Annotated in this window: 20 protein-coding genes; all 20 read right to left on the reverse strand. The window is 58.9% G+C overall.

Going from position 1 to position 19128, the window contains the following annotated elements:
* Positions 1-2 precede the first annotated feature (2 nt).
* The 20 genes from chrA to ssuE all read right to left on the reverse strand — a co-directional run bounded on the left by chrA (position 3) and on the right by ssuE (position 19109).
* Complete coding sequence (chrA, locus tag DM08_RS04820) at positions 3-1358, reverse strand: chromate efflux transporter (protein ID WP_035383508.1); 1356 nt, start codon at positions 1356-1358, stop codon at positions 3-5.
* A gap of 138 nt (positions 1359-1496) precedes the next feature.
* The gene (locus DM08_RS04825; protein ID WP_035383509.1) at positions 1497-2429 is read right to left on the reverse strand and encodes a CysB family HTH-type transcriptional regulator; all 933 of its coding nucleotides are present in this window, start codon (positions 2427-2429) and stop codon (positions 1497-1499) included.
* Positions 2426-3460, reverse strand: a complete 1035-nt coding sequence (locus DM08_RS04830) for a sulfate/molybdate ABC transporter ATP-binding protein (protein ID WP_035383510.1) — start codon at positions 3458-3460, stop codon at positions 2426-2428. The genes DM08_RS04825 and DM08_RS04830 overlap by 4 nt, the downstream gene beginning before the upstream one ends.
* An 82-nt stretch (positions 3461-3542) precedes the next feature.
* Positions 3543-4406 (reverse strand): sulfate ABC transporter permease subunit CysW, encoded by an 864-nt coding sequence (gene cysW / locus DM08_RS04835; protein ID WP_035383511.1) that lies wholly within the window; start codon positions 4404-4406, stop codon positions 3543-3545.
* Complete coding sequence (gene cysT / locus DM08_RS04840; protein ID WP_035383512.1) at positions 4406-5236, reverse strand: sulfate ABC transporter permease subunit CysT; 831 nt, start codon at positions 5234-5236, stop codon at positions 4406-4408. The genes cysW and cysT overlap by 1 nt, the downstream gene beginning before the upstream one ends.
* A gap of 146 nt (positions 5237-5382) precedes the next feature.
* Positions 5383-6282, reverse strand: coding sequence for an EAL domain-containing protein (locus tag DM08_RS04845; protein WP_035383513.1), 900 nt, complete (start codon positions 6280-6282; stop codon positions 5383-5385).
* A 157-nt stretch (positions 6283-6439) separates the two neighbouring features.
* Positions 6440-6712 (reverse strand): DUF2325 domain-containing protein, encoded by a 273-nt coding sequence (locus DM08_RS04850; protein WP_035383514.1) that lies wholly within the window; start codon positions 6710-6712, stop codon positions 6440-6442.
* A 162-nt stretch (positions 6713-6874) separates the two neighbouring features.
* The gene (locus tag DM08_RS04855) at positions 6875-8632 is read right to left on the reverse strand and encodes a family 2A encapsulin nanocompartment cargo protein cysteine desulfurase (RefSeq protein WP_237560229.1); all 1758 of its coding nucleotides are present in this window, start codon (positions 8630-8632) and stop codon (positions 6875-6877) included.
* A complete protein-coding gene (locus tag DM08_RS04860; protein ID WP_035383515.1) occupies positions 8619-9536 on the reverse strand; it encodes a family 2A encapsulin nanocompartment shell protein in 918 nt (305 codons plus the stop codon). The genes DM08_RS04855 and DM08_RS04860 overlap by 14 nt, the downstream gene beginning before the upstream one ends.
* Positions 9537-9637: 101 nt before the next feature.
* Positions 9638-9853 (reverse strand): helix-turn-helix domain-containing protein, encoded by a 216-nt coding sequence (locus DM08_RS04865; RefSeq protein ID WP_035383516.1) that lies wholly within the window; start codon positions 9851-9853, stop codon positions 9638-9640.
* Positions 9850-10803: a serine O-acetyltransferase EpsC gene (gene epsC / locus DM08_RS04870; protein WP_035383517.1), complete on the reverse strand. Its 954-nt coding sequence runs from the start codon at positions 10801-10803 to the stop codon at positions 9850-9852. The genes DM08_RS04865 and epsC overlap by 4 nt, the downstream gene beginning before the upstream one ends.
* A gap of 5 nt (positions 10804-10808) precedes the next feature.
* Positions 10809-11666: an amidohydrolase family protein gene (locus DM08_RS04875; protein ID WP_035383518.1), complete on the reverse strand. Its 858-nt coding sequence runs from the start codon at positions 11664-11666 to the stop codon at positions 10809-10811.
* 15 nt (positions 11667-11681) lie between these two features.
* Positions 11682-12449: an ATP-binding cassette domain-containing protein gene (locus tag DM08_RS04880; protein WP_051937800.1), complete on the reverse strand. Its 768-nt coding sequence runs from the start codon at positions 12447-12449 to the stop codon at positions 11682-11684.
* Positions 12450-12459: 10 nt separating this feature from the next.
* Positions 12460-13239 (reverse strand): ABC transporter permease subunit, encoded by a 780-nt coding sequence (locus tag DM08_RS04885; RefSeq protein ID WP_035383519.1) that lies wholly within the window; start codon positions 13237-13239, stop codon positions 12460-12462.
* Between the two features lie 3 nt (positions 13240-13242).
* Complete coding sequence (gene ssuD, locus DM08_RS04890) at positions 13243-14412, reverse strand: FMNH2-dependent alkanesulfonate monooxygenase (protein WP_035383647.1); 1170 nt, start codon at positions 14410-14412, stop codon at positions 13243-13245.
* A gap of 113 nt (positions 14413-14525) precedes the next feature.
* Complete coding sequence (locus DM08_RS04895) at positions 14526-15497, reverse strand: sulfonate ABC transporter substrate-binding protein (protein WP_035383520.1); 972 nt, start codon at positions 15495-15497, stop codon at positions 14526-14528.
* A 133-nt stretch (positions 15498-15630) separates the two neighbouring features.
* Complete coding sequence (locus DM08_RS04900) at positions 15631-16587, reverse strand: HEAT repeat domain-containing protein (RefSeq protein WP_035383521.1); 957 nt, start codon at positions 16585-16587, stop codon at positions 15631-15633.
* 1 nt (position 16588) lies between these two features.
* A complete protein-coding gene (locus tag DM08_RS04905; protein ID WP_035383522.1) occupies positions 16589-16822 on the reverse strand; it encodes a 4Fe-4S dicluster domain-containing protein in 234 nt (77 codons plus the stop codon).
* Positions 16819-18552 (reverse strand): fumarate reductase/succinate dehydrogenase flavoprotein subunit, encoded by a 1734-nt coding sequence (locus DM08_RS04910; protein ID WP_035383523.1) that lies wholly within the window; start codon positions 18550-18552, stop codon positions 16819-16821. Before DM08_RS04910 ends, DM08_RS04905 begins: the two co-directional genes overlap by 4 nt.
* Complete coding sequence (ssuE, locus tag DM08_RS04915; RefSeq protein ID WP_035383524.1) at positions 18549-19109, reverse strand: NADPH-dependent FMN reductase; 561 nt, start codon at positions 19107-19109, stop codon at positions 18549-18551. Before ssuE ends, DM08_RS04910 begins: the two co-directional genes overlap by 4 nt.
* Between the last annotated feature and the right edge of the window lie 19 nt (positions 19110-19128).

Raw genomic sequence — 19128 nt, forward strand, 5'->3', positions numbered from 1 at the left:
CCTTAAAGCAGGATTTTGAGGGTAAGTCCAAGCACTGCGCTGGCTGCGATCACCTGGATCACGCTCCGTTTGTAGCGGAAGAGTGCGACTGCGGCAGACAGCGCTATCAGTGCGGATGGCCAGTCGAATGCCGCCGAAAAGCCCTGTGGCCAGAGTACGTGGTAGCCGAAGAACAAAGCGAGATTGAAGATGACACCCACGACCGCCGCCGTGATCGCGGTCAGCGGCGCAGTGAATTTGAGATCACCGTGCGTCGATTCCACCAGTGGGCCACCGGCCAGAATGAAGATAAACGAGGGTAGAAAGGTGAACCAGGTCACCAGAGTCGCCGCCATCGCACCCGCCAGAAACAGCAGGTCCGGCCCGAATACGGACTTGACGTAACCACCCACGAAGCCGACGAAAGCCACCACCATAATGAGCGGCCCCGGCGTGGTCTCACCCAGCGCCAAGCCATCTATCATCTGCGTCGGCGTGAGCCAGCCGTATTGTGCGACCGCTCCCTGATAAACGTAAGGCAGCACCGCATACGCGCCACCGAAGGTCAGTAGCGCAGCCTTGGTAAAGAACCAACCCATCTGTGTCAGCGTGTGCCCCCAGCCATAAATCACCGTCAGCAAGGTCATCGGCAGCAACCACAGCAAACCACCAATCACGATCACTTTAGCTAGCCCAGACCAGCGAAAGCGCGCATGTTCCGGCGTCGGCGTATCGTCGTCGATGAGCGCTATCCCGAAAGAGCGATTCTCTTTACCATGCCCTCCTCCCACTTTGAACTTGTCCGGGGCGACGCGCCCGCCGATGTAGCCTATCAACGCTGCACTGGCAACGATGGCCGGGAATGGCACATTCAATGCGAAGATCGCCACAAATGAAGCTGCAGCAATCGCCCACAAACCGCTGTTCTTGAGCGCCCTAGACCCAATACGATGAGCCGCCTGCACCACGATGGCGGTAACCGCCGGCTTGATGCCGTAGAACAATCCCGCCACCACCGGCACATCGCCGAAGGCGATATAGACCCACGACAGTGCGATCAGAATGAATAGTGAAGGAAGTACGAACAGTGTTCCGGCAAAAATGCCGCCCCAGGTGCGATGCATCAGCCAGCCGATGTACGTGGCAAGCTGCTGCGCTTCCGGGCCGGGCAGCACCATGCAATAGTTGAGCGCATGCAAAAAACGCCGCTCCGAGATCCAGCGCTTACGCTCGACCAAGTCCTGATGCATGATGGAAATCTGCCCGGCAGGCCCGCCGAAGCTGATGAAGCCCAGCTTCAACCAATACCAGAAAGCCTGAGCCAGCGTGACTGGCACAGGGCGAGCGTTATCGGAAAATTGTTGCTGCGACGTATCCATGACTCCTCCTTGGGAACACCCCATCAGAGCAGACCTTGGACGGGAATCGTCTTGGGGCGGGGAGGCTGCCTGATCCCCGAGTCGGCATTATCTACATATGATGAGCAACAGACAAGGCACCGTCAGCGGGAACAGCCGCTATTCACCGCCCTGTGCCGTGTTCGCTGCGCCGATTACAGCTTCGGTCAACGCTGGCGAGCAATACTCCATGAAGCGGTAGGCAAATCCACGCAGGTAGTGGCCGCGCCGGAAGGCGATTCGTGTGGTGTTAGGTTCGAACAGGTGGGCACAGTCGAGTAAGCGTAGCTGGCTGTCACGGGCGGGCTCGAAGGCCATCGAGGCGATGATGCCCACGCCCATGCCCAGTTCGACGTAGGTCTTGATTACATCGGAATCCAGCGCAGACATGACGATCTCCGGCGACAGACCGACCCGCTCAAAGGTCTGGTCCACCCGTGTCCGCCCGGTCACGCCTTCGTGATACGTGATGATGGGATGGTCGGCGATGGCTTCCAGCGTGAGCGGCTGAGCTGATTCCAGCGGATGACCGGCAGGCACGATCACGGCGTGGTGCCACTGGTAGTAAGGGAAGGACACCAGATTCTCCACTCCATCCAGCGCCTCGGTCGCCAGCCCGATGTCGGCATGGCCTTCCAGCAGCATCTTGACGATCTCCGTGGGGCTGCCCTGATGCAACACCAGATGGACTTTGGGGAACGCCTGTTTGAACTTCGCCACCACGGACGGCAGCGCATAACGCGCTTGGGTGTGCGTCGTCACCACGGTCAGCCGCCCTTCGTCGCGCGTGTTGAAATTCTCGGCCAATTGCTTGATGTTGCCCGCGTCCAGCAGGATGCGGTTGGCGATCTCGGCCAGCTCGCGCCCCGGCTCGGTCAGGCCGAGGAAGCGCTTGCCCTTGCGCACAAATAGCTCGATGCCTAACTCGTCTTCCAGATCCTTGATGTGTTTGGACACGCCGGACTGCGAGGTGTAGAGCGCGTTGGCGACTTCGGTGAGATTGAAGTTCTGCCGTACCGTTTCGCGGATGATGCGCAGTTGCTGGAAATTCATAGCGAGCCTTTCACCGATTCATCAAACACCCTGACCTGACGCGGACGAATGAACACCTGATCGCCGTTTACCAGCGGTTGCGCCTCGAAACGCTCTCGCGACAGTTCGATCTCGACCAGCTCGTCACTACCCGCCACCGCAACTTCGGCACGGACCACCGCACCGATGGCGCGCACCAGCCTGATCTCTCCTGCCAGCGAGGCAGGGTCTTGTTGCGTGTGGCTGATGTCGATGTCGTGCGGGCGCACGTAAGCTACGGCATCGCCGTGTTGCTGTGTCCAGGCCGAGTGGATGCGGCTGTGGAACAGATTCACGTTGCCGATGAACTGATAGACGAAAGGCGTAGCTGGTGTGGCATACACCTCGTCTGGCGTACCGACCTGCTCGATCTTGCCCTGATTCATCACCACCACGCGGTCGGCCACTTCCAGCGCCTCTTCCTGATCGTGGGTGACGAAGATACTGGTGATGTGCAGTTCGTCATGCAGATGGCGCAGCCAGCGGCGCAGTTCCTTGCGCACCTTGGCGTCCAGCGCACCGAAAGGCTCATCCAGCAGCAGGATCCGGGGCTCGACCGCAAGGGCGCGCGCCAATGCGATGCGCTGACGCTGCCCGCCAGACAGCTGCGAGGGATAGCGGTCGGCAATCCAGTCCAGCTGCACCAGCTCCAGCAAGTGCGTCACCCGACGACGGATCTCGGCCTCGGTATGGCGCTCCCGCTTGGGCTTGACGCGCAGGCCGAAGGCCACGTTCTCGAACACCGTCATGTGGCGGAACAGCGCGTAGTGCTGGAACACGAAGCCGACATTGCGTTCGCGCGCGTCGCGTTCCACCACGTTCTCGCCGTGGAACAACAAACTGCCGGAGTCGGCCACATCCAGTCCGCCGATGATGCGCAACAACGAGGTCTTGCCGCAGCCGGAAGGGCCGAGCAAGGCCAGCAACTCGCCGCTCTTCACTTCGAGGTTGATGTTGTTCAGCGCGATGTGGTCGCCGAAACGCTTGTTCAGATTTTCGATGGTGATGCTCATTTATGTGCTCCTAATAATCCGTTCGCCCTGAGCCTGTCGAAGGGCGCTCTTTGAATTGATCCGCTCGCTCACCACGAACGGATCAATGCGTACCATGCAGCGGTTCTCCGCTACGGCGCGCTTGCCATTCGATCAGACTCTTCACACCCAGCGTAACCAGTGCCAGCAAGGCCAGCAGCGAGGCCACGGCAAACGCGGCGACGAAGTTGTATTCGTTGTACAAAATCTCGACGTGCAGCGGCATGGTGTTGGTCAAGCCACGAATATGGCCGGACACCACCGACACTGCGCCGAACTCGCCCATCGCCCGTGCGTTGCACAGGATCACGCCGTACAGCAGGCCCCATTTGATATTGGGCAGGGTCACGCGCCAAAACGTCTGCCAGCCGGACGCGCCCAGCGATACCGCCGCTTCCTCCTCTTCCTTACCCTGCGCCTGCATCAGCGGGATCAGCTCGCGGGCGATGAAGGGGAAGGTGACGAAGATGGTCGCCAGCACGATGCCGGGCACGGCGAAAATCAGCTTGATGTCGTGCGCCTGCAACCACGGGCCGAACCAGCCTTGCGCGCCGAACAGCAGCACGTAGATCAGCCCCGAAACCACCGGACTTACCGCGAACGGCAAGTCGATCAAGGTGATGAGCAAACTCTTGCCCTTGAACTCGAACTTGGCGATGGCCCAGGCCGCCGCCACGCCGAACACCACGTTGGCAGGCACCGAGATGGCCGCCGCGATCACGGTCAGTTTCACCGCCGAGAGCGCGTCCGGCTCCTTCAGTGCCTCCCAGTACAAGGCCCAGCCTTTGCTGAATGCCTGATAGAACACGGCGTACAAGGGCACGCCCAGAAACAGGATCAGGTAGGTCAGCGCCAGCAGAATGAGGGCGAGCGTCACGCCCCTGGATTCATGGGTGGCGATCTTGCGTTGCAATGCTTGAGCCGACATCAGCGCGCTCCTTTCCGGCTGCTCCACCATTGCAGGGCGTTGATGCCCAGCAATAGCGCGAACGAGATCAACAACATCAGTACGGCGATGGCGGTCGCTCCGGCGTAGTCGTACTGCTCCAGCTTGGCGACGATCAGCAACGGCGCGATCTCGGAGATGTAAGGCATGTTGCCCGCAATGAAGATCACCGAACCGTATTCGCCGATGGCGCGGGCGAAGGCCAGCGCGAAGCCGGTGAGCAGCGCCGGGTAGATGGCGGGGAAGATGATGCGGCGGAACACGTCCCAGCGCCCTGCTCCCAGGCTGGCCGCTGCCTCTTCGACCTCGGCTTCCACGTCGGCCAACACCGGCTGCACCGTACGCACCACGAACGGCAAGCCGATGAACGTCAGCGCCACCACGATACCCAGTGGCGTGTAGGCCACCTTGATGTCATGAGCGGCGAAATACTGCCCGAGCCAGCCATTAGGCGCATACAAGGTTGCCAGCGTGATGCCCGCCACCGCCGTAGGCAAGGCGAACGGCAGATCGACAAAAGCATCGACCAGTTTCTTGCCGGGGAAGCGGTAGCGCACCAGCACCCAGGCCACCACCAGCCCAAAAACGGCATTGGTGACCGCCGCTGCGAACGAAGTCACGAACGTCACCCGCAACGCAGCCAATACCCGATCACTGGATGCAATATCGTAAAACCCCGCCCAGCCCAGCGCCGCCGTCTTGAAGAACAGCGCCGACAGCGGCACCAGCACGATCAACGAGAGATACAGCAAGGTGTAACCCAGCGCCAGATTGAACCCCGGCAACACGCTATGCGCTTTGAATTGCGCCATCACAACACCCTTAAGGAAGGAAAGGCGCGCAGTGTAACGACTGCCGTTTAGCAGGAAAAATAAGAAATGATGCTTTGGTTAGCAGAAAAATGAATAAGCAAATCTGAAGTAATCACCGCCCTCAAAAAAACAGACTTGCCAAGTGCTTACGCAGCCAGTCGTTCAGCCCGCAGATAGCGTACGTCAGCTTGGGTAGCGAATTCGGGGCTAGCCAAGTAATCACCTTGGAACAAGTCCGCTCCAGCATTATGGGCAATGGCTAGTTGTGTAGCGGATTCGATGCCTTCGATAGCGACTTGTACGCCTGACTGATGCAAGGTGTTGACCAGTGCATAAATGACACCCGTCGCCAGTGGATTGCGCAACACACCACCATCGAACTTGACGATGTCTGGACGCAATTTCAGCACGCGCGCCAATTCATCGTTGCTTGTATCCGCAACCAGATCCTCATAAGCGTGAGACGCACCGGCCAGTCTTGCCACGCTGGCGTGCGCCAGGCCAAAGTCATCGACTGCGATCTTGTAGCCCAGTTTGCGGTAATTGCTTACGGCCTCGTCCAGACGCGCCATGTCTTTGACTGCCGATTCCTTGATCTCAATAACCACCTGCGAGGTCGGCACCGAGTAGTAGTGCAATATCTGCTCGAACGTTCTGCCATGATCGCTTACGCTAGTGAGCAGATGTGGATGCACATTCAGGAACAGCAATTCGTGCTCTGGGAAGCTGCGATCATGATTCAGCAGATGAATGGTGCGTACCAGACGGTCGAACTGCACCAAGCGACCAGCACGCTCGGCCTCGTCAAAGGCCGCTTGCGGAATCAATTCAAACTGCTCATGCACCACAGACCGTAGCAATGCCTCGCGTCCAAGAACGGTACCGTCGGCCTTGAAAATAGGCTGAAATGTGCTCGACAAGCGCATCCCGAGAAAGCGGCAGACCAGACCATGGGTCTGCACATGGCTCAGGTCATACTCATCAAGATTCAGCAACAGATTGTTGCTGAATAATAATTTCAAATAGGCATACGGTTCGCGCGCCATGATGGATGTCCTTATTAATTCGTTATAGGGCGCATGGTAGCGGCGACATTTTCTTGGTAGAACCAAGAAAAAATGCTTTGTATATTCGATTACCAACAGTGCGTACTTCGAAAGCAGGAGTCAGGCAGATTAACCAAGTGATAGGTAATCATATGACTCAATGCGACACTCTCGCTGCCAGACTGTGCCGCGAGTTTTTGCTGTAAATTACCGGCACTCGTAGTCTTTTGGCTTCTTTTTTCACTTTGACAGACAAGCTGTGATTGACATAATTGACCAACACCACAATCAGCTCGACATCAAGTGGAATGACGTGATTCTTGTCACCATGCTTCCGTCCAGACCAGTGTCTAACCTTGCGCATCCCGTGCGCCACAAGCTCATCCTTGATGCCATCGACATTGTCTCCACCGACTATCAATGCAGTCATATCAACCACCTTTTTCAATTGAATAGACTGCCATGTTATGCCTGTGAGGTATCACTAAGAACCAAGTTATTTCGCTTTATTTAGCAGAATTTATCCATTGGATTCAAATGGAAAAAGCCCCGCCAGTCTTCCGACTGGCGGGGCTAATCGTAGTGGTACACACTACCTCCGCGCCAACTGCCTCACCACACCCACCAGGCGATCAATCTCTTCGTGCGTGTTGTAAAACGCCAGTGACGGGCGCACGGTGGCTTCCAGCCCGAAGCGGCGCAGGATGGGTTGGGCGCAGTGATGACCGGTGCGTACGGCAATGCCTTCCTTGTTCAACGCTTCGCCGACTTCGGTGGTCTGATAGCCTGCCAGCACGAACGACAGCACGCTGGTCTTGTCCGGTGCGGTGCCGATCAGTCGCAGACCGGGGATGCTGCCCAGCTCTTTCATCGCGTACGCCAGCAACTCGTGTTCGTAGCGGGCAATGTTGTCGATGCCGATCTTCTGCACGTAGTCGATGGCCGTTCCCAGTCCCACGGCATCGGCGATGTTGCCGGTGCCCGCCTCGAACTTGTTGGGCGCGGAGTGGTAGCGCGTCTTCTCGAAAGTCACGTCCTCGATCATGTTGCCGCCGCCTTGCCAGGCGGGCATGTCCTCCAGCACTTCCGGCTTGCCGTAGAGCGCGCCGATGCCGGTGGGGCCGAACACTTTGTGGCCGGAGAACACGAAGAAATCGCAGTCGAGATACTGCACGTCGGCGCGCAGGTGCGAGACGGACTGTGCGCCGTCCAGCAGCACTTTCGCGCCGTAGCGGTGCGCCATTGCTATCATCTGCTTGGCGGGCGTCACCGTGCCGAGCGCGTTGGAGACTTGGGTGAACGACACTAGCTTGGTGCGCGCACTGAGCAGGCGCTCGTATTCGTTCAGCAACACCTGGCCGTCTTCGTCCACTGGCGCCACACGCAGCACCGCGCCGGTTTCAGCACACAGCATTTGCCAGGGCACGATGTTGGCGTGGTGTTCCAGATGCGAGATGAGAATCTCGTCGCCCTCGCCGATGTGCTTTTTGCCCCAGCTCTTGGCCACCAGATTGATCGCCTCTGTAGTGCCACGCACAAAAATGATCTCGCTACTGGAACTGGCGTTGATGAAATTCGCAACCTTGTCGCGAGCACCTTCATAAGCATCGGTGGCACGGGCGGCCAACTCATGCGCTGCGCGGTGGATATTGGAGTTCTCGTGCGCGTAAAAGTAGGACAGGCGGTCGATCACCGATTGCGGTTTTTGCGTGGTCGCGGCGTTGTCCAGCCAGGCCAGCGGGCGACCGTTCACCAACTCTCTCAAGATGGGAAAGTCGCGGCGCACGGCCAGCACGTCGAAGGCGGGATGACCGGAAGTCGCGATCTGGCCAACATTGGCTTGGCTCAATGACGATACCTGCGGCGCATGGCCCTGCGCGGGCTGCTGTTTGAAGCGTGCCGCCTCATCCAAAAAGTAAAACCCCGCCCCCGTCATCTTCGGGTGTTCCTTGGTGTTGTCTTGCAACAGCGCGCGCAACAGCTCTTCGCCCGGGTAACTCGTATCCAGATTCGGCGCCACGGCGAAATCCGCACCCGGTGCCCAGTCGTGGTTCACCGGCAATTGCGGCGTATGCGTGCGTGGCGTGTCCAGATGCAGGTCCAGCGGATCGCCTCCAGTGAGCGGGATCGCCAGATCGTTGCCGCGCGGCGGCATGGCCGAACCCAGGGGCGGTGTCGCGCCGGACAACGCGCCCGGCACGTCCGCGAACAGCTCGTTTGCCAAGCGTTCGATCAGCGCCACGTCCGGCACATAGCCTTGCCCGTCCGCCAGCACATTACCGTGGGCGGGGATGTTGGCGGCACCGAGGTTGGGAGCACTGTCGGGAATAGGCAGATTACTTGTACTCATGGTACTTACCCACTTCGACATCTTCGAGCACGGCAAGCGCGTCGTCGGTCAGCACGGCAAGCGAGCAGTACAGCGAGATCAGGTAAGACGCGATGGCGCGGCGGTCGATGCCCATGAAACGCACGGACAGGCCCATGCTTTGTTCGCCCGGCAGGTTGGGCTGATACAGGCCCACCACGCCTTGGCGGCCTTCGCCGGTGCGCAGCAGGATGATGCTGCTCTTACCGTCTTTCACCGGTACCTTGTCCGATGGGATCAGCGGAATACCGCGCCAAGTAAGGAACGGCGAGCCAGAAATAGTGACCGTGGGCGGTGGTACGCCGCGACGAGTACATTCACGACCGAAGGCGGCAATCGCCAATGGATGCGCCAAGAAGAAGCCGGGTTCTTTCCACACTTTGGTGATGAGCTCGTCCAGATCGTCCGGTGTCGGCGCACCAGTGCGGGTCTTGATGCGCTGGCTGTCGGCCACATTGTTCAACAGGCCGTATTCCTTGTTGTTGATGAGTTCGTTTTCCTGACGCTCTTTCACCGTCTCGATGGTCAGGCGCAGTTGCTCCTTAATCTGGTTGTGCGGGCTGCTGTACAGGTCGGACACGCGAGTATGCACATCCACCACAGTGTTCACGGCGGAGAGCATGTATTCTCGGCCCCACTCTTCGTAGTCCACAAAAGTCTGCGGCAGTTCGCGCTCGTCGCGTTGCGAGCAGGCTACAGTCACGCGCGAAGCGTCCTTCACTTTGTTCACGCGATAGATACCGGCTTCCAGCGGCACCCAGCTCAACAACTGCGGCAACCAGCGCGGCGTGATGGTTGAAAGTTGCGGGACGGTTTTGGTGGCATTCGCCAGCGTGCGCGCGGCGACATCGCTCAATGCCAATTGGTCTTTTTGTTCAACAGCCATGACTCACTCCTTAGGAAAATTACAGATAACGTTATTAGAAAAAAAGCTAAGCGATAGTCGAACAGATCGAGGAGCAGCTCAACCTGCTATAGCCACCAAAATCAGATGTGTTCGCATCGTGCGATGAACGACGACAGCTGTATCTCCAGCGCCTCCGCCAACTTGGCCACCGTCACGATGGAAGGCACCGCTCGTCCGCGCTCCACCTCGCCCAAGTAAGAACGATTCAAATCGGCGCGTTCGGCCAGTTGCTCCTGCGACCAGCCGCGCTCTTCGCGCAATTGGCGCAACACCAGTGAAAGCTGCTCGACAGTCATAGCGTGACCTCTACTTTCGGCAACTCGTGCTGCGAGTTCGCCTGCGTGATCACACTTCCCGGCGGCACGCTGCGCGTGAGCCACACGTTGCCGCCGATGCTCGAACCTCGGCCTATAGTGATACGCCCGAGGATGGTCGCTCCGGCATACACCACCACATCGTCTTCGAGGATGGGATGGCGCAGTGCACCTTTTTCCAGCACGCCGTCCTCGCCCACATTGAAACGCTTGGCACCCAGCGTCACCGCCTGATAGATGCGCACGCGCTCGCCGATGACAGCGGTCTCACCGATTACCACACCGGTGCCGTGGTCGATAAAAAACCCCGAACCGATACTCGCTCCTGGGTGTATGTCGATACCGGTCTCTGAGTGTGCCAACTCAGCGATGATGCGTGCGATCATTGATGCGCCAAGGCCGTGCAATACATGCGCCAGACGATGATGGATGACCGCCTGCGTGCCGGGGTAGCAAAGCAGAATCTCGTCCACACTGTGCGCCGCTGGATCACCGTTGTAGGCGGCACGCACATCGGTATCCAGCAAGGCGCGCACTCCGGGTAACGCGGCGGCGAAGCTGCGCACGACATGAACGGCTTTTGCCTCTATGCCGCTGTCTGGTTCTTCTTTGCCGAGTTGGCGCACGGTGTAATGCAACTCAAGCAACACCTGCTGGTGCAGGGCATGCAGGGCGGTGTCCAGCGTGTGCGCCACGAAAAAGTCTTCGCTCTCCTGCCGCAGGTCGGGCGGCCCCAAACGCATGGGAAACAACGCGCCGCGTACGCCGTCAACGATGTCGCGTATCTGTTCGGGCGCTGGCAGTTCGCGGCCGCCGCACTCGTGGTTGCGTGCACAGGATTCGCGCCAGAGGCGGCGTACCTCGCGCAACTCGGCAACGATCTGTTCGAGCGACCAATCAGTCGGCAAGGGAATGTTTTCGCGCGTGTTCATCGGAATCAAATCAACTTCAGGATGCGTTCCGCATTCTTGTAGAGCACGTCATCCAACACCTCGTCTTTGAATCCCAGATTCAAGAAGTCATCCACTGTCTGCCGCATGGCGCGGAAAGGATAGGATGTGGCGAACAGTAACTGCCCGCGCAGGAAACTGTTCGCCGCTTCGACATACAGCTTGCTGCCGGGCTGGAAGAGGTACATATCGGGCACAAGGTGCACGTTCTCGTAACGGAAGGCGACACCGATGACCTCGTTCACGTAGGGATAGCAGCCGTGATAGACGACGATGCTGAGGTTGGGGAATTGCCGCGCGATGCAGCCTATCGGTGCGGGATCGGTATGCTCAAAGTTCGGGGTGGTTGGCCCTGACATGATGAACACCGGCAGACCCAACTGAGCGCAGGCGTCATAGACAGGCAGGAATTGGGCATCGTCTGCCGCAACCGCCGGGTTGCCGAATCCGGGTTCGACGTTGATGCCGCGCAAACCTAGCTGTTGGGTAGCGCGCTCGATTTCGGCCAGCGCAGCCTTGATGCCATGCGTCTGCGGATCGACCGACGCAATGCCGATCAGCTCTTGGTGCGGCGCAGTGATCTCCCGGATGCGGTCGTTGGAGATGCTCAGCGACGGCGTATCGCGCCCAACCACGACCGCAGAAGTGATGCCGCTCTCGCGCACTTCGGCGACGAAACCTTCCAGCGTGTGCGAGCGCACAAAATGTTCATCGTGCTTGGAACCGACGCGGCGGTTTAGCCACTTGGCGACCTCGTACTCATTCGTGCCCGGTGTCGCGCCGTAGAAGTCGTGCAGGAAGGCGGGTCTGCTGCGCAGGTCGATGATCTTTCTGGTGCTACTCATGGATTTTCCTTGTCTTTAATTCGGGCAGAGTTGTGCGCCCAATACTTTGTGCAAGACCTGCCCTTCCAGTGCCGCGAACTCCGCAGTGCCGCGTTCGCGGCGGCGCGGCAGGTTGATGTCTAGGTCCAGCGTGATGCTGCCGTCTTCGATCAACACCACCCGGTCACCCAGCGTGACTGCTTCCGCCACATCGTGCGTCACCAGCAGCACAGTGAAATTGTGTTGTTGCCACAAGCGCTCGATCAGGCATTGCATCTCGATACGCGTCAGTGCATCCAGCGCACCCAGCGGCTCATCCAGCAACAGTAAGCGTGGTTGATGTACCAGCGCGCGCGCCAGTGCGACACGCTGTCGTTGACCGCCAGACAAGTTAGCGGGCCACTCATCGGCACGATCCGCCAGCCCGACTTCGCACAAGGCCGCCAGTGCCACCTGACGGCTATCGCCAGGCAGTCCCAGCGCCACGTTCTGGATCACCGTGCGCCAAGGCAACAGACGCGAATCCTGGAACATGATGCGCACGTCTGGATGGATGCCGGGGGCGGCATAGCCATCCAGCGAGATCGACCCCGAGCTGTGCTTTTCCAGCCCTGCCAGCAAACGCAGGAAGGTGCTCTTGCCGCAACCGCTACGGCCGACCACAGCGATGAATTCGCCCGCCTCCACCGTCAGATCCAGCCCGTGCAACACTTCGCGCTCGCCGTAACGTTTGACGAGCTGAGTAGTGCGAATGGCGATACCGTTCGATAGACTCACTTCCAACTCAGCGACTCTTGTGTCCATGGTTCTTCTCTCATGTTCGATAGCTCTTGTGCCATTTCAACCAGTGACGCTCCAGCTGCGTCGCTGCCACATCGGAGGCTTTACCCAGCAGGGCATAAAAGGCGATTCCCAACACCACGACATCGGTTTGCAGAAACTCGCGCGCGTTCATCGTCATATAGCCGATGCCTTCGCTGGATGAGATAGTCTCCGCGACGACAAGAAACAGCCACATGTAACCCAGAGACAGGCGCAACCCCACCAGAATGGAAGGCAAGGCGCCGGGCAGAATCACTTCGCGGAACAAGGCGACGCGGCCCAAGCCATAAATCTTGCCCATTTCGATCAAGTCCTTGTCCACTGACCGTAGTCCGTGGAAGGTATTCAGGTAGATCGGGAAGAACACAGCGAGCGAAACCAGGAACACCTTGCCTTCCTCGCCAATGCCGAACCACAGGATCACCAGCGGGATCAATGCCAGCAGCGGCACGTTGCGCACCATCTGCAAGGTTGAGTCGAGCAAATTTTCGGCGAAACGCGACAGTCCGGTGAAAAAGCCCAGGATAAAACCGAGACTGCCGCCGATGAGGAGGCCGGTGAACGCGCGTTTGAAACTGGCCACGAAGTGATGCCAAAGCTCGCCGGAAGAACCCAGCTCAATGCCAGCCTTGAGCACATCCAATGGTGCTGGCAACACCCGCGTGGACAGCCAGCCAAGCTGCGCCGCCGCCTGCCAGCCCAGTACCAGCACCAGCGGCAACAGCCAAGGCAATAGCCACGTTGATGAAACTCGTAGAATGCGGTTCAGCATGGCTCAGCTTTGCGAGATCTTGAGTTCCGGCCTGTCCCTCACGATGCCGCCGAACGGGCCGCTGACGACCAAGTTTGCACCGGGCAATTGCGCGCGGTTCTTGCCGGGCAGCAGCGGGAACACCAGTTCGGCGAAGCGGTACGCTTCCTCCAAGTGCGGGTATCCGGACAAAACGAAGGTATCGACACCGAGATCGGCATATTCCTGCAAGCGTGCAACGACTGTCTGCGGATCACCCACCAGCGCCGTACCCGCACCGCCGCGTACCAGCCCTACGCCCGCCCACAGATTGGGGCTCACTTCCAACTCAGCACGGGTGCGCGCCTTGCCGCCCTTGTGCAGTGCGGACATGCGGCGCTGGCCTTCCGAATCGAGCTTGGTCAGCGTGCTTTGCGCCTTGCTGATGGTCTCCTCATCGAGCTTGCTGATGAGTTCTTCTGCGGCAGTCCAGGCTTGCGCTTCGGTCTCGCGCACGATCACATGCACGCGCAGCCCGATGCGCACCTTCCGGCCAAATTTCTCTGCACGCTGGCGCACATCGGCGATCTTTTCAGCGACTGCCTTGGGTATCTCGGCCCAAGTGATGTAGAGATCGACCTTCTCTGCGGCCAGTTCGTGCGCCGCTTCGGAGGAGCCCCCGAAAAACAGCGGCGGATAGGGCTTCTGCACGCTAGGGAACAAAAGTTTCGCCCCCTTTACCTGGTAGTGCTTGCCATCAAAATCTACCGCCTCGCCCTCATGCGCTTTGGCCAGAATTTCGCGCCACAGCGTGACGAATTCTCGCGCGGCTTCGTAGCGCTCCACCGAATTCTCGAATAGGCCATCGCCCTCCAGCTCGGTGGAATCGCCGCCCGCCACCAGATTCAGCGCGAGCCGTCCACCGGACAAGCGATCGAGTGTGGCGACCTGACGCGCGGCCAGTGCCGGTTGCAGCAGGCCGGGGCGCAGAGCCACGAGGAACTTCAGTTTGCGTGTCACACCGATCAAGGCAGAGGCGACCACGAACGGGTCTTCGCAAGAGCGTCCGGTCGGAATCAACACGCCATCGTAGCCCAGCGTATCGACGGCAGAACCGAGCTGTTTCAGGTAATCAAAATCCAGTGGGCGCGAGCCTTGCTGCGAGCCCAGGTAACGGCTATCGCCAAAGGTCGGAATGAACCAAAAAATATTCAGTGACATGTTTATTGCCTTGGATTGCGGAGCGCAGCTCCGATGTTTAATGTCAGATCACTCGTAAGCGCCATCATTCCCGTACCGACGAGCATGATGGCGTGATCTAAGTCGATTTATTTCCTGACTACCTTTTTAGAGGGAACCCAGACTGAATCGGAAATCTGGATGGCCTTGGGAATCAGTTTCAAACCGTGGAAGGTGTCCGCAATCTGTTGCTGATGTGCTACTACCTTGTCGTTGAGGTAGGTCACACCATACGCACCACGATTCAGCGCTAGCAGCAGGGTCGCTTCATCCAGTTTGGTCAGCGGAGACAAAGCTGTTGCTGCTTCCTTGGGTTTGCTCTTGGCCCACTCATCTACCTTGGCGATCTCTTCGAACACGGCGGCGATCACATCTGGACGGCGCGCTGCATAGCTCTTCTCAGCCAAATAGAATTGGTAATTGTTGACCACGCCTTTGCCATCCTTCAGCACGCGGGCCTTGATCGAGGTTTCTGCTGCAGCCAGGAATGGATCCCAGATCACCCAAGCATCCACGCTGCCACGCTCGAAGGCGGCACGCGCATCAGCAGGTGCCAGGAATACGACTTCTATATCGGAATATTTCAAACCCGCCTGTTCCAGCGCACGCACCAGCAGGTAGTGCACGTTGGAGCCCTTGTTCAGCGCAACTTTCTTGCCCTTCAACTCGGCCACGGATTTGATCGGAGAACCTTCGGGTACCAGAATGGCTTCCGCTGCCGGTGCGGGTGGCTCATAGCCCACATAGGACAATTGCGCGCCTGCGGCTTGAGCAAAGATCGGCGGTGTTTCGCCTGTCGTGCCAAAGTCCACGCTGCCAACATTCAGCCCTTCCAGCAGTTGCGGTCCGGCCGGGAATTCGGTCCAGCTGACCTTCACGCCCAGTTTCTCCAGGCGCGGCTCCAGCGTTCCATGCGCCTTGAGCAAAATCAGTGTGCCGTATTTCTGGTAGCCAACGCGCAAAGTATTGGCATCAGACTCGGCGTGCGCCGCTATGGGCAAGGTGGCGACGGCAGCCACAGCAATGACGCGCAGCCAGTGAAAAATATAATGAGGTTTCATCTATAGCTCCTGAAGTTGAGTTTTGAAAATCATGCGTTCCTGCTTATCACGGGATGCACTCTAGCGAAGCATGTGCGCGACACGAACCAAGAAAACCTCATTTGCTTATGCATGAAACGGGTAATCAGACAATTCAGGGGCAGCGATGCTTGATCTGTTCCAATGCGGTACGTGCCGACTTGCGCACATCGGCATCCTCGTCATCCAGCAAGTGTTGCAGCACTTGCAATGCAGCCAGATCACCAATCAGTCCCAGGGCAGTGGCAGCTTCTTTACGCAAATTACTGAGGGGGGCTCTTGCCACGACAAGCAATGCTGCAACCGCATCTGACGCGCCGATCAAGCCCAGACTGCGCACCGCTTTGACGCGCACCTGCCAATACGCGTCTTCCAGCACTTGCAACAACGCGGGCACACTCTGTATGGCGCGCAGTTTTCCCAAAACAATTGCGGCCTCTTCGCGCACCTCCCAATCTTCGTCGGTCAGTGCTTGAATCAACGCCGGTATGGCTACGCTTTCGCGTCCCATCACCAGTGAGCCGACTGCCGCTTTACGCACGACCCGGTCGGGGTCGGAAATCGCCAGCGCGGATAACGCCGGCAGGGCCGTGGCAAACTTGAGATAGCCCAACACGCCGATGGCCTCCCTGCGCACATCGGCATCGTTCTCCTGAAGCGCTAGCGTGGCGGGATGCGCGGCGGCTTCGGCACGCAACTCGCGCAGAGCTCGCAGCAGGCCCGCCTTGGCAAATCCTGATGCGCTGCCGAGGTAGTCCAGCAATTGCGTTGCGAAAATTGGATCTTTCAATTCGGATAGGCTTTGCGCGGCGGCAAAGCGAACGGCGGCGATCGGATCGGACAGCGCGCGATGCAATGCCACAATGCTGGAAGCGTTCAGGTAATCCGCCAAAACTTGCGCGGCACGAGCCCTCACGGCGGCACTTTCGTCCTGCAAGGCGGTGACGAACAGCGGCACCTCATCGTCGGTTGCGATGTCCGCCAGTGCCGCAACCGCCAGACTGCGCACCGTGTCATCCGGGTCATGCAAGCGCGCCAGAATTCGCGCCAATACGGGATCGGACGTACTCATGTCAGCGCAACAAATAAGGAATATCGACATGGATGGCTCCGGTTGGGCAATCCTGCTCGCAAGGGAGGCAATACCAGCATTCGTCGTAGCGCATGACCGCCTTGCCGCTGGTCGCGTCGATCTCCAGCACATCCAGCGGGCAGACATCCACACAGATGGTGCAGCCCTTGTCGGCGATGCATTTGTCCGCATCTACGGACACCGGCAGACTGCCGCTCACCCAGGCCGTGCTCATGCCGCCACCTCGTGCTGATGGATGCGCAAGCGGGAATAGGCATCGCGCTCATGTTCCCCCACCTCGATGATGTAGGGCTCGACCGCGCGTTTGAAGCACCGCATCGCGCCGTCCTCGCCCTTGTGCAACTGCACATGCACGAACCAGTCCGTGTCGTTGCGCTCGGGATGATCGAGCCGGTAGTGGTACAGCCCCCAGCGGCTCTCGGTGCGGTACAGCGAAGCCCGCGCGGCCATCTCGGCGCAATCGAGAATGAAACTCACTTCATTGGCGCGCATCAGCTCGTGCGGATTGCGCGCCACGATGCGTTGCAGGTCTGCGGCAATCTCGGCGAAACGCGCCAGGCCGAGCTCCATTTTTTTGGTGACCTTGGGCGGTTGCAGGTAGTCGTTCACCATACGCCGCAATTTGTATTCAACTTGGTTCGGCGACAACCCTTCGGTACGCGACAAGGGGGCCAGCACGCGCTCGCGTTCAGCGACGATGTCAGCTGTAGCGATCTCGCCGGGCTGCTGTTCCGCGCAATAGCGTGCGGCATCTTCGCCCGCCAGCTTGCCGTAAACGAAAGCACCGAGCATGTAGTTGTGCGGCACACAAGCCAGATCGCCTGCGGCATACAGACCCGGCACCGTGGTGCGCGCATGCTCGTCCACCCATACGCCGGAAGCGCTATGTCCGCTGCACAACCCGATTTCGGAGATGTGCATTTCAACGGCCTGGGCGCGGTAGTCGGTGCCGCGCCCGGCATGGAAGCGTCCGCGCGAAGGGCGCTCGTTGGCGTGCAGAATGTCCTCGATCTTCGTGAGGGTCTCGTCCGCAAGGTGATCCAGCTTGAGGAACACCGGCCCTTTGCCGCCAGCGAGTTCGTTATAGAACTCCAGCATCATCTGGCCGCTCCAGTAATCGCATTCGATGAAGCGCTGGCCCAGCGCATTGGCGGTGTAGCCGCCGAACGGGCCGGTCACATAGGCGCAGGACGGGCCGTTGTAATCCTTGATGAGCGGGTTGATCTGGAAACATTCGATGCCGCTGAGTTCGGCTCCGGCATGGTAAGCCATGCTGTAACCGTCGCCCGCGTTGGTCGGATTCTCATAGGTACCAAACAGGTAGCCCGAAGCGGGCAAGCCCAAGCGCCCGGCAGCCCCAGTACACAAAATGACGCTCTTGGCGCGGACTACATGAAACTCTGCCGTGCGGCTGTCTATCGCGGCGGCTCCGGCAATACGGCCATCCTTGTCCTTGAACAAACGTGTTGCAACCAAGCGATTGCTGATCTCTACACCATGCTTGCGCAACTGGCGGTACAACACCTTCTTGATGTCGTGCCCCTCCGGCATGGGGAGCACATAGGTGCCCACATGGTGTACCTTCTTTACCGCATAATCGCCGGTCTCGTCTTTCTCGAACTTCACGCCCCAGCGATCCAGTTCCTCGATCATCGGGTAGCTGTTGCGCGCGTAGGCCATCAGCGTGTGCTGGTTGACGATACCGTCATTCGCCACCGTGATCTCGCGCACGTATTGCTCCGGTGTAGCGTGGCCCGGCACTACCGCGTTGTTGAGCCCGTCCATCCCCATCGAAATGGCACCGCTGCGTTTGACGTGTGCCTTTTCCAGCAACAGCACGCGCAACTGCGGGTTCGCCTGTTTGGCCTTGATGGCAGCCATGGGGCCGGCTGTACCGCCGCCGATAACCAGCACATCGACCGTGATACTCTTGTCCTCGCTCATGCGGCAACGGCCTCTCGCTCGATGTTTTTGGAACCACGCAATGCTCTCTGCAAGCCTGCGATACCATCGCCTACCCTTTGCTCGATGGCAGGATCAAGCGTCAATCCACTTGCTTCCGACCATACGATCTGTTCCTCGACGGCATAGATGCTGTCCAATATCTGTTGTGGGTAAAGCGAAGCCAGCACCGGACGCAATGCGTAATCCAGAATCAGGGTATGCGCCAGGCTGCCACCACTGGCGATGGGCAAGACGACCTTCCCTTTCAAACCGAATTGCGGCAACACGTCGATAAAGGCTTTGAGAATGCCGCTGTAGGCTGCTTTGTAAACCGGCGTGGCGAACACAATGGCATCGGCTCGTGCCACCCTTGCTGTCGCCCTGACGATTTCAGGATGCTTGTAGTCCGCATGCAACAGCGCATCAGCAGGAAGGTCGCGAACATGCAAGGTCTCGATATCAAACCCCTCATGCTCCAGTAATACGCCAATGTGCTGGAGCAAACGCCCAGTTCTGGATGTGGTAGAGGGACTCCCCCCGATCAAAAGTATGGTCATGATTGTTTCCTGTGATGAC

Origin of the sequence: Ferriphaselus sp. R-1, assembly GCF_000746095.1 — a bacterium.
GTDB lineage: Bacteria > Pseudomonadota > Gammaproteobacteria > Burkholderiales > Gallionellaceae > Ferriphaselus.

Excerpts from the sequence above, each read along its gene's own strand:
- chrA (WP_035383508.1), bottom strand. The coding sequence starts at position 1,358 with ATGGATACGTCGCAGCAACAATTTTCCGATAACGCTCGCCCTGTGCCA.
- DM08_RS04825 (WP_035383509.1), bottom strand. The coding sequence starts at position 2,429 with ATGAATTTCCAGCAACTGCGCATCATCCGCGAAACGGTACGGCAGAAC.
- DM08_RS04830 (WP_035383510.1), bottom strand. The coding sequence starts at position 3,460 with ATGAGCATCACCATCGAAAATCTGAACAAGCGTTTCGGCGACCACATC.
- cysW (WP_035383511.1), bottom strand. The coding sequence starts at position 4,406 with ATGTCGGCTCAAGCATTGCAACGCAAGATCGCCACCCATGAATCCAGG.
- cysT (WP_035383512.1), bottom strand. The coding sequence starts at position 5,236 with ATGGCGCAATTCAAAGCGCATAGCGTGTTGCCGGGGTTCAATCTGGCG.
- DM08_RS04845 (WP_035383513.1), bottom strand. The coding sequence starts at position 6,282 with ATGGCGCGCGAACCGTATGCCTATTTGAAATTATTATTCAGCAACAAT.
- DM08_RS04850 (WP_035383514.1), bottom strand. The coding sequence starts at position 6,712 with ATGACTGCATTGATAGTCGGTGGAGACAATGTCGATGGCATCAAGGAT.
- DM08_RS04855 (WP_237560229.1), bottom strand. The coding sequence starts at position 8,632 with ATGAGTACAAGTAATCTGCCTATTCCCGACAGTGCTCCCAACCTCGGT.
- DM08_RS04860 (WP_035383515.1), bottom strand. The coding sequence starts at position 9,536 with ATGGCTGTTGAACAAAAAGACCAATTGGCATTGAGCGATGTCGCCGCG.
- DM08_RS04865 (WP_035383516.1), bottom strand. The coding sequence starts at position 9,853 with ATGACTGTCGAGCAGCTTTCACTGGTGTTGCGCCAATTGCGCGAAGAG.
- epsC (WP_035383517.1), bottom strand. The coding sequence starts at position 10,803 with ATGAACACGCGCGAAAACATTCCCTTGCCGACTGATTGGTCGCTCGAA.
- DM08_RS04875 (WP_035383518.1), bottom strand. The coding sequence starts at position 11,666 with ATGAGTAGCACCAGAAAGATCATCGACCTGCGCAGCAGACCCGCCTTC.
- DM08_RS04880 (WP_051937800.1), bottom strand. The coding sequence starts at position 12,449 with ATGGACACAAGAGTCGCTGAGTTGGAAGTGAGTCTATCGAACGGTATC.
- DM08_RS04885 (WP_035383519.1), bottom strand. The coding sequence starts at position 13,239 with ATGCTGAACCGCATTCTACGAGTTTCATCAACGTGGCTATTGCCTTGG.
- DM08_RS04895 (WP_035383520.1), bottom strand. The coding sequence starts at position 15,497 with ATGAAACCTCATTATATTTTTCACTGGCTGCGCGTCATTGCTGTGGCT.
- DM08_RS04900 (WP_035383521.1), bottom strand. The coding sequence starts at position 16,587 with ATGAGTACGTCCGATCCCGTATTGGCGCGAATTCTGGCGCGCTTGCAT.
- DM08_RS04905 (WP_035383522.1), bottom strand. The coding sequence starts at position 16,822 with ATGAGCACGGCCTGGGTGAGCGGCAGTCTGCCGGTGTCCGTAGATGCG.
- DM08_RS04910 (WP_035383523.1), bottom strand. The coding sequence starts at position 18,552 with ATGAGCGAGGACAAGAGTATCACGGTCGATGTGCTGGTTATCGGCGGC.
- ssuE (WP_035383524.1), bottom strand. The coding sequence starts at position 19,109 with ATGACCATACTTTTGATCGGGGGGAGTCCCTCTACCACATCCAGAACT.